We start from the raw sequence: 14973 nt of genomic DNA, 5'->3' as shown, positions 1-14973 counted from the left end.
CAGGAAAATAGCCTGCGTCCAGCCAAGGGTTTCTGTAAATTCGCAATTTCCAATGAGATTGGATCGTCAGGAGTGCTATGCATCATGGTCTACCAGTAGAAAAAAACGGAGACGATATGGGCAATCAGACTACCCAATAAAGCAAAAGATAAAGGCACATGAAAAATTAGCCAGATTTCGGTCCAGCTTTTTAATCTCACATACTCTCTGATACGGTTTAACTGTTGTAAACGGCGAAATTGCAAGGTGTAGATTTCTTGGACTACAGGTTGCAATTCCGAGGTTCTTTTTTCCAGGGATTTCAGGACTTTTTGCGTTTCACAATGGGCATTTTTCCCAGTAAAGCGTTGCCAGTAAGCAGTAAAAATTTTCCCTTGAGAAGACGACAGAACCAACGCCTGAATATCGGATGAAGTTGTTAATGCCAATTTTTTACATTGGTCATCGATATCGCGCAATGCCTGGCCGTACTGTTGCAAAGTCTGTCCGTTCAGAAGATTACCCATTAGTGCGGGCTGTCTTAAATACAGCACAACACCCCAGAAACCACTCAAAATGACGGAAATAGTGAGAGCATAGGCGAGTGTATGCACATTCCAGCCAAACTCGAAGCCAGTGTGCAAAGTCGCCACGAAAGCCAAAGCCAAACCAAGGTAGATGTGAGCGGACAACCAGCCGCGTAAAGTTCCCAGAGTGGAACTATATGCACGTTTGCGCATACCAAACGCCAGCAACCAGAGTATCAGGAGCGCGCCAAATGTACCCAGTCCGTAACCTAGCCAAGTACCACCGTTAGGCTTAATCGGAGGGTTATCGACGGCATATAAAACGATACACGCAGTAATAATCAGCAAAGCCCATTTTAGGTACTTTAATTTACTAAAGGACAAAATATTATCTTGTGTCATAGTTCAAAGTACTCTAAGTTAGCTGTTATTTTTCTGTCAGTGATTATTTAATTGCCACGAAATCAATAATTTCGATGAATTATACTAATACCAACGTGATTTGGCTCAAAAACTAGACCCCCATTATGATTTTCTTTTTTATTGCAACACTATTTACATGTTTTACATCATGGGTCATTAGTTATCTCTGGACAAACAGAAAAAACTCAGAAGGAAAGTCAGACAAAAACAATGCAGAGTGGGAAGTAATGCTGGCAAAGCGCTGGGAAATCGATCACGACGTCTTGCTCCCACAACAAACTCAAACTGAACTCCGTCAGGAATGGAGCGAAATGGCGAGTACGGTATTGTCGCATCATCAAACTATCGATACTTCTGCGGATGCAGCCACTTCTGCAAAACCATCAAATCACCGGCTGTGGATAAGCCTTTTCAGTGCAACTATTGCGCTGGCCATCTACGCAGCCATAGGCCACTGGGATGCTGAGGCTTTAAAAGCGCCATCATCTGATATCGCGTCATCCATTACCAACAAATCCGGGTTGCCTCCGGTAGACAATGCAAAACATCCCGGAAGTGCTGAGTCAATTGAAGACAGGATTGCTCAATTAGAAAATAAACTTCGGGAAGCGCCAGACAATCTGGAAGGATGGGTATTACTGTCGCGTTCCCGTGGAATACAAAGAGACTTTGCCGGTGCAGCAGCAGCACTAGAAAAAGCGCTGGCATTAGCACCCGGCCATCCAGATATTCTTGCCGATCTGGCAGATGTACTGGCAATGACCAATAATAAATCATTGGCTGGAAGACCATTACAACTGATACAAGAGGCATTGAAAAATGCCCCTGATCATCCAAAAGCACTATCACTCGCAGCAACTGCAACCATGCAAAATAATGATGTAGCAATGGCGACTGATTACTGGAAGCGTCTGAGAGCAACATTTCCGCCGGGAGCGGCCGATATTGCGCAGGTGGATGCTATTCTTGCGAGTCTGAAAAATGTAACTCCTGCTCCATCGGACTCATCAGGGCAACTGCAGGGAACAAGCTCAGTCAAGGGCTTAGCCACGAATTCAGATATCGGCATCAGTGGCGAAGTTGTTTTGAGTCCTGCACTGATTGCAACACTGAAGAAACAAACACTTCCGGCAACTGCCATGCTCTTTGTGATTGCCAAGTCACCGTCAGGCCCTCCGATGCCACTTGCCGTTTTCCGCACTCCGGCACAAGCGCTTGCCGATGGAAAAGCGGTTACATTCAGACTGGATGATAGTCAGGCAATGACGCCTGCAATGAAATTATCCAGCGTAAAAGAAGCTAATATCGAAGCGAGAATTTCTATGGCGGGCACAGCAAGTAAACAATCTGGCGATTTGTCGATTGTTCTTCCGGGTGTCAAACTCGGCACGCAAAAAGTAACACTGGAAATACGCTCCGTAGTCCCATGACAGATCAAAATCAGTACTTGCTGGAGCTGACAAAGGTTCCTGTACAACGTAGCGGACGTGAACTAATCAAAGACGTGTCGTTCCGTCTACCTTATTCCCGTTATATTGAACTACAAGGGCAAAATGGTAGTGGGAAAACCAGTTTATTAAGAAAACTGGCGTCTATGTCCAATGGAAATGCAACGACTGACAAAGGTGAAATGAAGCATTCCCCTGATCTGTCGGTTTTTTATTTTGGACATCAAAGTGGCTTTCGACCCGAATTAAAAATCACTGAGCAATTAACATTGTCCTTGAGCATGTATGGCCAACATATTCAAGCTGTTCAGCTTAAATCACTCTTGCAGAAAATCGGCCTCAGTCACCAAATACATTCCAGAATAAGGCATCTGTCACAGGGACAAATACGCAGACTCATGCTTGGCATCATGCTGCATAGCGGATGTCAGTTATGGCTAATTGATGAGCCTCTCAATGCGCTGGATAGTAACGGTATTGATTTACTCAAAGAATTACTGACACAACATTTTCAAGCGGGTGGGTCTGCGATCATTGCAACGCATCGCTCGTTGAGTGAGGCCATGCCTGCCATCGATTTTTTTTCATCAGGAAAACTTTTCATCGACAGCAGCCAGGCCAGATTCATCGAGAGTACGCCCTCCCACACCAATAGCTGCGTTCATCCAGTACGAACCACGCATGTGCGCATAAGTATGTCAGCTGTAGACACCTTACTCTGGATAGTAAAAAGAGAAATCACACTGACGGCTGCACGCCCACAGGATATGGTCTGGCCCTCGGTTTTTCACTGGATGGTGATCTCGCTGTTCCCATTTGGAATAGGGACTGAAACCGAATTTCTGACAAAAGCGGCTGGCGGTATATTCTGGATCAGCGCATTACTGGCAACGCTGATTGGTGCGAATCGTTTTTTTGAAATAGATTTCGAACACGGCGCCTTAAACGATATGAACAATGCCAACATATCCATGCCTTTACTGGTCTTTGGCAAAATGTTGTCAGGCTGGCTTTTTATGGGTATTCCGTTGGCGCTCATCAGTATTCCGCTGGGTCTGCTATACGGTTTAGGTGGGCAGACTCTGTTGGTCTTGTTTATATCACTATTGCTGGGTTCCGTTACGTTAACAGCATTTAGCAGCATGTTTGCTGCACTAGGGCTGATGGCAAGACAAGCGCAAATTATCGTCTGCCTTTTAGCTTTTCCTGTATTTGTTCCGCTTATCATTTTTGGCACCGCCGCAATTACAGGTGCGCAAACGGGAATAGGATACACATCGCCATTATTAGTCTTGGCAAATCTGGCAACGCTCAGTATCATCGCGCTGCCTGTGATCACAGGAAAAGTATTGATATTGGCGCTGGAATGACCCAGCAAGCGATCAATCACCATTTAATTCACATGTCCATGAACATTCGCTTGTTACCCTCAATTCAGCCAGGCCTTCAGATGCTTTCTTGTCGGTATCGGGTAACCGCTTTTCACCTCCCTGCTTATACGGACTGATTTGATCATGCCTATTGCTCAGTACTTACTTCGCTTAAGCTCGCCGCCAGTTTTTTTTCGACTCAGCGGACAACTTGTGAATTTTTTGATTCCATTGGCATGCGTTCTTGGAGGCATAGGTATAGTCATGGCCTTGTTCTTTGCACCGACAGATGCAGAGCAAGGCGAGGTTTACCGGATTTTATATCTGCATGTTCCCTCAGCATGGATGTCGATGCTGATTTATCTGGTTGCATCTGCGTATGCAACGCTGCATTGCGTCTACCGAAATGCCGTTTCAGCAGTCATGCTGCGGGCATTACTGCCAACTGGTGCCTGGATGACCGTCATTGCATTAGTGACAGGGGCGTTGTGGGGTAAAGAGACTTGGGGCACATACTGGATATGGGATGCCAGGCTGACATCAGAGCTATTATTGTTATTCATTTATTTTGGATTGATGGCCATCGCATCCTTGATTGAAGATGAAAGTAAAACAGACCAATTGCTATCATGGTTCACTTTGATAGGCCTGTTTAATATTCCATTGATTTATTTTTCTGTGATCTATTGGAATACACTGCATCAGGGAGCTTCTATCGGTGCGCCTGGAGCATCCCGCATGGCATTCGAGATGAAAGCCATTCTGCTGACCTGCACTCTGGCAATGTGGCTTGCCTGCGCGGCGATTGCTTTGGCACGTGGGCGCTGGCAGTTGTTATTACGCGAACGAACATCCGTATGGTCTAAAGGAATACTGCCATGAATGCACAAGTAGCGATATGGGCATGCGTCATATTGACGGGGTTCATTTTCGTCATAGAAATACTCAGCATCAAACGGCTGAAGAATCAGGTACTAGAAAAACTTCAGTGGGAAAGCGAGGAATAGATGGCGATGAAACCGCGAACTGTCAGACTGCTGTGGGTGTTGGCTTTGCTGATTGCTGTCTCAGGGACAGTGTTTGGTGTACTCCGGGTATTTAATGACAACCTCGTTTTATTTTATACACCGACACAACTGATCAAAGGTGAAATCCCTGCAGGACGCAGCTACAGACTAGGTGGCATGGTTGAAAAATCCAGTCTGATCCGCGAATCCGGATCGACCAATATCAGCTTCAGGATTACAGATATGAACAACACAGTCCCTGTCGTTTACAGCGGCATCACTCCTGATCTGTTTAAGGAAGGGAAAGGCGTGATTGCCCAAGGCCAGATGAAAAACAATACCTTTGTTGCTACTGAAATTCTGGCGAAGCATGACGAAAATTACTCTCCACCGAAATTAAAAAAATGATACCTGAACTCGGACAACTGGCGCTGTCATTCGCTCTGGCCTTAGCACTTGTGACCGGTAGTTACGGACTATGGCATGTGACACGCCGAAGCCAGCCGGATACTTATTTATCCAGATCATTGGCTGGCTCTTCCATCGCTATTTTCGTATTGATTGCACTGAGTTTTATTGCACTGATGGTGAGTTTTCTCAATAGTGATTTCTCGGTCAGAAACGTCGCCGAAAATTCCAATATTTTACTGCCTGTGCAATATAAGATAGCCGCAACCTGGGGCTCGCACGAGGGCTCCATGTTGTTATGGATACTCATGTTGTCTGGCTGGACAGCCGCAGTAGCCTTATTTTCTTCGCGACTGGCTGCGGGTTTCAGAGCTAGGGTGCTCGGCATTTTACTGTTGCTGCAAGTAACCTTTATCGGTTTTCTGCTGTCGAGCTCAAATCCCTTTTTACGCATTCTCCCTGCTGCGCTATCAGGAAGAGATTTAAATCCCTTGTTGCAAGACCCCGTCATGGTCAGCCACCCTCCTCTGCTGTACATGGGTTATGTCGGCTTCGCTGTAAGTTTTGCCTTTGCCGTTGCGGCATTAATGGAAGGGCGTCTTGATCCAACCTGGGCACGCTGGTCACGTCCGTGGGCAAATGCTGCATGGTCATTTCTTACTGTCGGTATCCTGCTTGGAAGTTGGTGGGCATACACGGTACTCGGCTGGGGGGGGTGGTGGTTTTGGGACCCGGTTGAAAATGCATCGCTGTTACCCTGGCTTGCAGGTACCGCATTAATACATTCACTTGCTGTCACCGATAAACGCGATGCATTGAAAAGTTGGACAATCTTGCTCGCCATGATTGCATTCGCACTATCTCTGCTTGGTACCTTTCTCGTGCGCTCAGGAGTCCTGACTTCAGTGCATGCATTTGCCACCGATCCTAAGCGAGGAATATTGATACTTGGCCTGCTGATCCTGATTATCGGTTTATCTTTTATATTGTATGCAGCACGTACGAATCAGGTTGGACTCGGTGGGCAATTCAGCGCCTTATCGCGAGAATCGATGTTGCTGGTGAATAACTTGCTCATGGTATGCGCATTAGCCGCGGTATTACTAGGTACGCTGTATCCATTGATTGTCGAAGTCATTACAGGACAAAAAATGTCGGTGGGGCCTCCGTATTTCAATGCAGTATTTGCTCCGCTGCTTCTGCCCGCAGTCTGGTTGATGGCTCTGTCTCCCGACAGTCAATGGAAATCAATGAAACTGGCAAGTACGCTGAAGCCAATGCTGTTTCCGTTATTGACAGGCATTGTCGTGACATCTGCAACGATTTATTGGATGGGAAAACCAAGCGTATTCATGGCGCTTGGCATTGCCGCTGCAGTCACCCTGGCCAGCGCCACTGTCGGTCATGCATTACGTCAATTGCGCAAACTCAAAAATAATGGCGCCTCAAGAGCAGTGACAGATCGTATGCGACAACTCGGTATGTCTTACTGGGGAATGATCATCGCCCATGTCGGTGTAGCGGTATTTGTTGCAGGAGTGACGCTTGTCAAAACATACGAAATCGAACGCGACCTGGTGATGCAACCAGGACAAACCGAGAGCGTTGGCGCATGGCGCCTTACTTTTATCGGCGTCGATAATCTGCCTGGTCCTAACTATATTGCAGCACATGGTGTATTTGAGCTGACCAAGGGCGAGGGTAAAGTGATTTATCTGATGGAACCAGAAAAACGTCAGTTTAACGTAGGGGGACAGGTCATTACACAAGCGGCGATTGACTATGGTTTTTTTGGAGATGTCTACGTTTCTCTGGGAGAGCCGAATGCTGGCAATAACGTCGCATCAGCGACAAATGAACAAGCATGGACGGTCAGAATGTACCTGAAACCGTTCATTGGCTGGATTTGGTGGGGATGCGTATTGATGGCAATCGGCGGCATATTCACGCTCTTTGATCGTCGGTATAAACGCCTGAATAAGCAATCAAAAAATACTGAGGTGGCAGTATGATGCGCTGGCTACGTGTAGGGTTGCCGCTGGCAATTTTGCTCGTGTTAAGTATTTTTTTGGCGCGTGGTTTACAGCTCGATCCGCGTCATCTGCCCTCAGCACAGCTGGGTAAACCTGCGCCCTCATTCACACTGCAAACACTCGCCGTTGGTACGCCACTGTCAACAGACAGCTTGCGAGGTCAAGTGTGGATCATGAACGTATTTGCCTCATGGTGTTCCGCCTGCATCATTGAGCATCCGCGCTTGTTAAAACTGGCAATGGCAAAAAAAATTACCATGATAGGCTTGGCCTATAAAGACAATCCTGAAGATACCCAGCGATGGCTTGAAGAACATGGCAATCCCTATCAACAAGTCGCTCTGGACCTTGATGGCAGAACCGGAATTAACTACGGAGTGTATGGCGTCCCGGAAACCTATGTGATTGATGCAAAAGGCGTCATCCGCTACCGTCATGTAGGCCCTGTTGACGATGATTTTTATGAAGTGCACATTGCGCCTCTGCTGCCAGGAACCTCAACGCCATTGGCAAAACCATGACTGATATTTTTTCTCCACAATCAAAAGCAGGCACTGCGGAGCAAGGATTAACTTCGCTTCCCGTCAATACAGCAATGCTGTCACAACAGGCGGAACACGAGAGAATGCAACATCTCGCTGCAGAATTACGCTGTCTTGTCTGTCAGAATCAGACTATCGCTGACTCTAACTCTGGTTTGGCAATTGATCTGCGTCAGCAAATCACAGAGCAAATCCGCGCAGGAAAAAGTGATACGGCTATCAAGCAATATATGGTAGATCGTTATGGGGAATTTGTACTCTACAAACCGCCATTTAATGCCAGTAATGCTGCACTCTGGTTAGGCCCATTTTTGCTACTGCTGATCGGTATCTGGCTTACATTACGTATCATCAAAAAGAACGCCCGAAAAGCAGAAACGGCATCAGCGACTATGACACAACCAGCCGTCTCTCCAGAGCAGGTGAATGCGCTGGAACAACGCTATCAAAACGATATTCATCATTCGTCCTGATCCCTGATTGCAGACAGGATTGCGTCATCCTGTTGCCATAGCATGGAGAACAAGCAAGTACCACCATGTTCGCCAATCTCATCTCAGATCAGTTCCATTAACATCCTGGACTACTGGTAAATCAATCATGCTGGTCAAGAATAGAAAGAAGCGATCAACTATAATCAGAGTATTAATTATTCTCAGATCACTGAATCAATGACTTCTTTCTGGCGCAGCCGACACGGTGTCGGCATCCTGCTGATTATCCTCGCAACACTGTCTTTTGCAGCACTTGATACAGCCACCAAGTATGCGACAAAACTTGCACCTGTGCTCATGTTATTGTGGTTTCGCTATTTCTTTCAATCTGTCGCCACCTTTGGAATACGATTCCCGGTGCAAGGTAAAGAATTGCTCACTACCAGCAATTTGCGCTTTCAAGTGTTGCGTGGTGTACTGTTGCTGATCACCAGTGCCTGTTCATTTTTTGGTCTACAGTATTTACCAGTCGGAGAATTCACTGCGATGGTCATGCTGACGCCGTTACTCACCATTGCGTTGGCCGCGTGGGTGCTAAAAAATCCTGTGTCACTTCATCGATGGGGGCTGATGCTCATCGGACTCCTGGGTGTGCTGCTGGTCATTCGTCCCGGCGGCAAAGTATTTAGCTGGGCATTACTTTTCCCGTTACTGCTGGTCTCAGCCTATGCCTGGTTTCAGATTTTGACTGGCAAGATGAGTGGTGCAGAGAATCCCTATACTACGCATTTCTATACAGGTCTGGTCGGCACAGTGATCATGACACCGTTTGCGATATACAGCTGGAATACTTCCGCACTCATCGAATACTGGCCGTGGTTTATGCTGGTTGGCTTCATGGGAACATTCGGGCATCTGATGCTGATCCGTGCATTCATGAGGGCATCTGCAGCAATCTTAACGCCTTATCTGTACACGCAAATTGCATTTGCAACCACCTTTGGCTGGCTGTTTTTTGATCATATTCCAGATAGCCTGGCCTGGTTGGGAATCGCCATCATTGCAGTCAGCGGTATAGGTAATTCCATGATTACGGCACGGGCGGTGTCCCGGGAATTCAAAGAAAAAATGGGTATCGATCAACAAGCATGATGAGCACATATACCGCTACTTCTGTATTGTCAGACAGTTGACAATAGCCTTAACACGAAGATTTCGTCTTGCAACTTTATGGACTTTTATCAACCCGCTACAGATACCAATCATGCATATTCATATTGACGATCTTTCCGATGCCTCTATTCATGCTTTATTAAGCGAGCATTTAGATAATATGTATGCATTATCGCCGCCAGAAAGTGTGCATGCGTTGGATCTGAATCAACTACGGCAAACTGACATTACATTCTGGTCAGCATGGGATGGTGAAACACTACTTGGTTGTGGCGCACTCAAGGAAATAACCTCCCAACACGCAGAAGTGAAGTCTATGCGCACACCGAACAAACTACGTCGCCGCGGCGCAGGACGTGCGATTCTGGCGCACATGATTGAGGTAGCCAAGTCACGTGGGTATCAACGTTTGAGCCTGGAAACTGGCACTGATGAGGCATTTAAAGCAGCGCACAAACTATATGAAAGTGTTGGCTTTCAGTATTGCGGCCCATTTGGTGCTTATGCCGAAGATCCGCATAGTATATTTATGACGCTTGCACTCTGATATTCTTCCCGCCCGGGAGTGCAACATATAGGCGAGAAGAATGAATCAATCCGATCCGTCTTTGTTTAACGTACCAGACAAGGACGTTTATTATCGAATTGCCAGCCAGGTATCAGATATTGCATTGCTACGGCATCATTACGTACACCAAGACCCATGCTCAGATACAGTTGGTGCGCCGCCTCAATCGCCTCCATATCAATTTCGATACCCAGACCTGGCTTATCGGGAACAGAAATCATCCCGCCAACAATTTGCAAAGGCTCTTTGGTCAATGCCTGACCATCCTGCCAGATCCAGTGCGTATCGAGTGCTGTAATTTTTCCCGGTGCAGCAGCACCTACCTGGGTAAACATCGCCAGAGAAATATCAAAATGGTTGTTTGAATGAGAACCCCATGTCAGACCCCATTCATGGCACATCTGGGCAACGCGAACCGATCCTTGCATCGTCCAGAAGTGGGGATCTGCCAATGGAATATCCACGGACTGCAACTGAATTGAATGCCCCATTTCACGCCAATCTGTCGCGATCATATTGGTCGCTGTACGCAAGCCCGTGGCACGACGGAATTCGGCCATGACCTCACGTCCGGAGTAACCATTTTCAGCACCACATGGATCTTCAGCATAGGCCAGCACATGATGCTGGTCCCGGCACAAACGAATAGCGTCTTTAAGCAACCAGCCACCGTTCGGGTCCAATGTAATACGCGCATCTGGAAAGCGTTCAGACAATGCGGTAACGGCATCAATCTCCTCTTCACCACGTAACACGCCACCCTTCAGTTTGAAGTCATTAAAGCCATATCTGGCATAAGCGGCCTCTGCCAGCCGCACAATAGATTCTGGTGTCATCGCTTTCTCATGACGCAAACGTAACCAGTCATCAGCCGCATCAGGATGACTGCTGTATGGCAAATCCGTTGCAGTACGGTCACCCACATAAAACAGATAACCTAACATCTCTACAGCCTTGCGTTGCTGACCATTCCCAAGCAAAGCACAGACAGGAACTTCTAAAAACTGCCCTAACAAATCCAGTAATGCGGCCTCCAAGGCTGTCACTGCATGAATCGCAATCCGTAAGTCAAAGGTTTGCAGCCCACGCCCACCAGAATCTCTGTCATTGAACGTGGTACGAACGGTATTCAGAATATTCTGGTAGTTCCCGATGGACTGCCCAAGTACCAATTGCTTCGCGTCTTCCAAAGTCTGACGAATAGGTTCGCCACCCGGAACTTCTCCAAGCCCAGTATGACCGGCACTGTCTTTCATGATCACAATATTACGAGTGAAATAAGGGCCATGTGCACCACTTAAATTCATCAGCATACTGTCACGACCAGCGACGGGGACAATACGCATTTCGGTAATGACCGGTGTACGGCTTGATGTCGATGTTGTATTCATTTGCCTATCTCTCCTGAAGTTTGAATAACTCGCCGGGTATATAAAAATTGTCGCCGGGAATTGTCTGTTGCTCTATTTGAATTACGCCTTTTTATCGCATGTATCTCAGGTAGTACGCTGCCCTGCCTATACGTTTTTCATCGTTTTGGCATCGTTTTGACATTCATGACTATGTTTGTATTACTAACAGTAGCAGTACGGTGCATGGCGATCATGTCCGACCGTCAGCCAATCTACGTACCTGTCAAGTTTCATCCTGATTTTTTTACGGGGCAGCTGCCTTGATCATTGATGCGGACGATCTGCCCATGACATGGTTGTTGCCTGATCAGATCCGATAAAAATCACTCAGAAGCATCCGAACAGGCGACAACAACTACTATCGGAGGTCGTATCAGGTGACCGGTGCAGGATTAAACAGGGTCAATGCGTTTTGCAATTTCCAGTGCTCTGCCCAGGTTTTTTTCCCACTCGCGACGTCCAGCATCAGATGAAATAATTCCCATCCAATATCTTCTATACTGGCTTCTCCGGTAGCAATACGACCTGCATTGACATCCATCAAATCATGCCAGCGTCGGGCCAGATCATTACGGGTCGCTACTTTAATCACTGGCACTGCGGCCAGACCATAAGGTGTTCCACGCCCGGTGGTGAAGATATGCATATTCATCCCGGCAGCCAGTTGCAAGGTACCGCAAATGAAATCACTTGCTGGTGTGGCTGCATAGATCAGGCCTTTTTGACGGACTTTTTCTCCAGGAGAAATGACGCCAGAAATAGGACTGCTGCCAGATTTGACAATAGAACCCATTGCTTTCTCAACGATATTCGCCAAGCCGCCTTTCTTGTTGCCGGGCGTCGTGTTAGCGCTGCGATCAACACCACCTTGCTTCAGATAATTGTCATACCACGCCATTTCCCTGATCATACCGGCAGCAACTTCTTCATTGACCGCGCGTGACGTCAATTGATCAATGCCATCGCGAACTTCCGTTGTTTCAGAAAACATGACGGTGGCACCAGCACGCACCAGTAAATCTGTTGCGTAGCCGACTGCAGGATTTGCAGTCACGCCAGAGAACGCATCGCTGCCACCGCATTGCACACCAACGATCAGATCGGCAGCGCTGCATGTTTCACGCGTTCTTAAATTTAGCGCAGCCAGTCGTATTTTCGCCATGTCCATAATCGACTTGATCATAGAATCAAAACCGACATGTGCATCATCTTGCAAGGTCACAATATACGGACCATTCTGAATAGGAATCGCTCCTTCCGGCAAAAGGCGGGATGGTTGCAGTTTTTCACAGCCAAGACTGACGACCATGGCCTGACCACCAAAATTAGGATTTAAACTGATATTGCGCAATGTACGAATAGGAATGATTGCATCTGGCGCATCAATCGCCACGCCGCATCCATAAGTATGCTCAAGCCCAATCACATCATCGACATTCGGGAACTGTGCGAGTAACTCTTCCTTAATACGCTTGACAGCATGTTCGACAACACCGGAGACGCACTGCACGGTAGTAGTAATCGCCAGAATATTGCGGGTAGCGACGGTGCCGTCGGCATTGCGATATCCTTGAAACGTATAGCCTTCAACAGGTTCTGCAGAGTTTGGCACACGTGTGCAAAGCGGCAAATCTGTCAACTCACGCGGTGGCGGCATACGCACCAGAGATTCCTCGATCCAGGTTCCCTGTGCAATATTCATCATTGCATAACCAATGATTACGTCGTAACGTCGGATGGCTTCTCCTTCAGCCAAATCCACCAGTGCAATTTTATGCCCCTGAGGTACGCGTGTTTTTAAAACGAACTCCCCGGGAAACTCTGTCCCCGCAGCGAGGCCGCCGTCGTTGACAACGATCGCAACGTTATCGTTGTCATGCATCTTAATATACAAGGGTGGTGATGCTGTTTCTGCTGAAAGAATGTTCATCATGATTAATCCTGTTTTACCTCGTTACATTGTCTGAACCGATAGCCCTGAAGTGCATGAAAGCATATAGGCAGCACATCAACATTCTGTTGCAGTCACGGTCTGAACATGAATGCGGTTTTTCGCTCCGGTTCTTTGCTGTTCTTCTTTACTTCTGTTCTTTGCTTCAATTACATAACTGATTTTTTGAATTCAAAACGTTTGATATCGCCAACCACAACCAGATAACAAAAGATTGCCACCGCCGCATTGGCACCGACAAATACCAGAGCTCCGGCAAATGAGCCTGTTGATTGCAAAATATATCCAATCGCAATCGGGGTAGTGATACCCGCAGTATTGCCAAACGTGTTGAACAAGCCACCACTTAAACCACCAGCTTCTTTAGGTGATGTATCCGATACAACTGCCCAGCCCAAAGCGCCAATCCCTTTACCAAAAAATGCAAGAGACATCATGGCAATCACCATCCAATCAGCAGTGACGTAGTTACAAACAATCATACTCATGGCCAACAACATGCCTGCGACAATCGGCGTCTTACGCGCAGCGGATAAGGAGTAGCCTGCCTTGATCATGCGATCGGAGACATAACCACCCAGTATTCCGCCGAGGAATCCGGCAACCGCAGGTAACGCAGCGATAAAGCCAGCCTTCAGGATAGTCATGTGCCTCTCGGTGACCAGATAGACTGGAAACCACGTCAGGAAAAAATAGGTCAAGGTGGTAATGCAATATTGGCCGATATATACGCCCAACAACATACGGTTTGCCAATAATTGTTTGATGCAAGCCCAAGTGTTAATGTTGTTTGTTTTTTTCGACGTATCACCACTATCCAGATCGACCAGTGCCCCACCCGCTTCGATATAGCTCAACTCCGCAGCATTAATACGCGGATGTGTCTTTGGACTATAAATCGTTCTTGTCCAGACGAACGCCATCAAAATACCAAGTCCACCCATGACATAAAACACGCTTTCCCAACCAAAGGTGTGCACCAACCAGCCCATCAGTGGCGCAAACAATACCGTCGCAAAATATTGGGCTGAATTAAAAATTGCTGCCGCAGTGCCGCGCTCATTGGTCGGAAACCAGGCTGAAGTAATGCGACTATTACCTGGAAAAGAAGGTGCTTCTGCAGCCCCTACCAGCAAGCGCAAGCCAAATAGCAGCGCCACCGCCGTTGCCCCTGTAAAGAAGCCAACCCAACCCATCATGAGAGTAAATAAAGACCAGAGAAAAATACTGAAAAAATAGGTAATTTTGGAGCCAAATCTATCCAGCAACCAGCCGCCTGGCAACTGAGCTAATACATACGACCAGGCAAATGCCGAGAACACATACCCCATCTCGACAGGCGAGAGACCCAATAATTTTTTAAGCTCAGGACTAGCAATAGAAATTGTTGCCCGGTCAGCGTAATTAACGGTGGTAATGATGAACAAAATTGCCAAAATCCCCCAGCGCACCCGGGTTGGATTACTTCCAGATGTTTCTGTTGGAATAGTATGATGTGATTGCATGCAGTCTCCTGAATCGATTCTAAATGATACTGATGACACTTCGGCGGCAATAAGAAGCAGCCCGTGTTTTTATTGATAGATGGACATATTGAAGATGAAAGACATTTGAACTATGTCATCAGTCATCAGACAACGTACGTCGTAGTATAATCAGCACATCTGGAAATAGCAACCATTCTTTCTCATCAAATTT

13 protein-coding genes are annotated in these 14973 nt (G+C 47.0%); 9 read left to right on the top strand and 4 right to left on the bottom strand.

All coding sequences use genetic code 11. The annotated features are described in order from the left end of the window. Positions 1-89 precede the first annotated feature (89 nt). On the bottom strand, positions 90-908 hold the full coding sequence (locus ACO0LB_RS12555) for a hypothetical protein (RefSeq protein WP_423049485.1): 819 nt from the start codon (positions 906-908) through the stop codon (positions 90-92). Between the two features lie 248 nt (positions 909-1156). Between ACO0LB_RS12555 and ACO0LB_RS12550 the strand changes: the two genes are divergently transcribed. From ACO0LB_RS12550 to ACO0LB_RS12510, 9 genes are all read left to right on the top strand, one after another. After that, entirely contained in the window at positions 1157-2359 is a 1203-nt protein-coding gene (locus tag ACO0LB_RS12550) for a tetratricopeptide repeat protein (protein ID WP_423049483.1), read from the top strand. Then, positions 2356-3747: a heme ABC exporter ATP-binding protein CcmA gene (ccmA, locus tag ACO0LB_RS12545; RefSeq protein ID WP_423049481.1), complete on the top strand. Its 1392-nt coding sequence runs from the start codon at positions 2356-2358 to the stop codon at positions 3745-3747. The genes ACO0LB_RS12550 and ccmA overlap by 4 nt, the downstream gene beginning before the upstream one ends. A gap of 144 nt (positions 3748-3891) precedes the next feature. Then, positions 3892-4629 (top strand): heme ABC transporter permease CcmC, encoded by a 738-nt coding sequence (ccmC, locus tag ACO0LB_RS12540; protein WP_423049479.1) that lies wholly within the window; start codon positions 3892-3894, stop codon positions 4627-4629. Positions 4630-4760: 131 nt separating this feature from the next. After that, positions 4761-5162 carry a cytochrome c maturation protein CcmE gene (ccmE, locus tag ACO0LB_RS12535; protein WP_423049477.1) on the top strand — a complete coding sequence of 134 codons (402 nt, stop codon included), beginning with the start codon at positions 4761-4763 and terminating at the stop codon, positions 5160-5162. Continuing rightward, positions 5159-7174, top strand: coding sequence for a heme lyase CcmF/NrfE family subunit (locus ACO0LB_RS12530; RefSeq protein ID WP_423049475.1), 2016 nt, complete (start codon positions 5159-5161; stop codon positions 7172-7174). Before ccmE ends, ACO0LB_RS12530 begins: the two co-directional genes overlap by 4 nt. Then, positions 7171-7716 (top strand): DsbE family thiol:disulfide interchange protein, encoded by a 546-nt coding sequence (locus tag ACO0LB_RS12525; RefSeq protein WP_423049473.1) that lies wholly within the window; start codon positions 7171-7173, stop codon positions 7714-7716. The genes ACO0LB_RS12530 and ACO0LB_RS12525 overlap by 4 nt, the downstream gene beginning before the upstream one ends. Beyond that, entirely contained in the window at positions 7713-8210 is a 498-nt protein-coding gene (locus ACO0LB_RS12520; protein WP_423049471.1) for a cytochrome c-type biogenesis protein, read from the top strand. Before ACO0LB_RS12525 ends, ACO0LB_RS12520 begins: the two co-directional genes overlap by 4 nt. A 198-nt stretch (positions 8211-8408) precedes the next feature. Continuing rightward, positions 8409-9323, top strand: coding sequence for a DMT family transporter (locus tag ACO0LB_RS12515; protein WP_423049469.1), 915 nt, complete (start codon positions 8409-8411; stop codon positions 9321-9323). A gap of 112 nt (positions 9324-9435) precedes the next feature. After that, entirely contained in the window at positions 9436-9891 is a 456-nt protein-coding gene (locus ACO0LB_RS12510; RefSeq protein WP_423049466.1) for a GNAT family N-acetyltransferase, read from the top strand. 65 nt (positions 9892-9956) lie between these two features. On the opposite strand, the gene gudD is transcribed toward ACO0LB_RS12510, so the two are convergent. The 3 genes from gudD to ACO0LB_RS12495 all read right to left on the bottom strand — a co-directional run bounded on the left by gudD (position 9957) and on the right by ACO0LB_RS12495 (position 14780). Beyond that, positions 9957-11303, bottom strand: a complete 1347-nt coding sequence (gudD, locus tag ACO0LB_RS12505; protein WP_423049464.1) for a glucarate dehydratase — start codon at positions 11301-11303, stop codon at positions 9957-9959. Positions 11304-11697: 394 nt separating this feature from the next. After that, complete coding sequence (garD, locus tag ACO0LB_RS12500) at positions 11698-13257, bottom strand: galactarate dehydratase (protein ID WP_423049462.1); 1560 nt, start codon at positions 13255-13257, stop codon at positions 11698-11700. 167 nt (positions 13258-13424) lie between these two features. Beyond that, positions 13425-14780, bottom strand: coding sequence for an MFS transporter (locus tag ACO0LB_RS12495; protein WP_423049460.1), 1356 nt, complete (start codon positions 14778-14780; stop codon positions 13425-13427). Between the last annotated feature and the right edge of the window lie 193 nt (positions 14781-14973).

This window comes from Undibacterium sp. SXout7W (assembly GCF_049339385.1).
In the GTDB taxonomy this organism is placed as follows: domain Bacteria; phylum Pseudomonadota; class Gammaproteobacteria; order Burkholderiales; family Burkholderiaceae_D; genus Undibacterium.
Note: the sequence above shows the minus strand (reverse complement) of the source record. Positions and strands in the feature narration are given on the sequence as shown.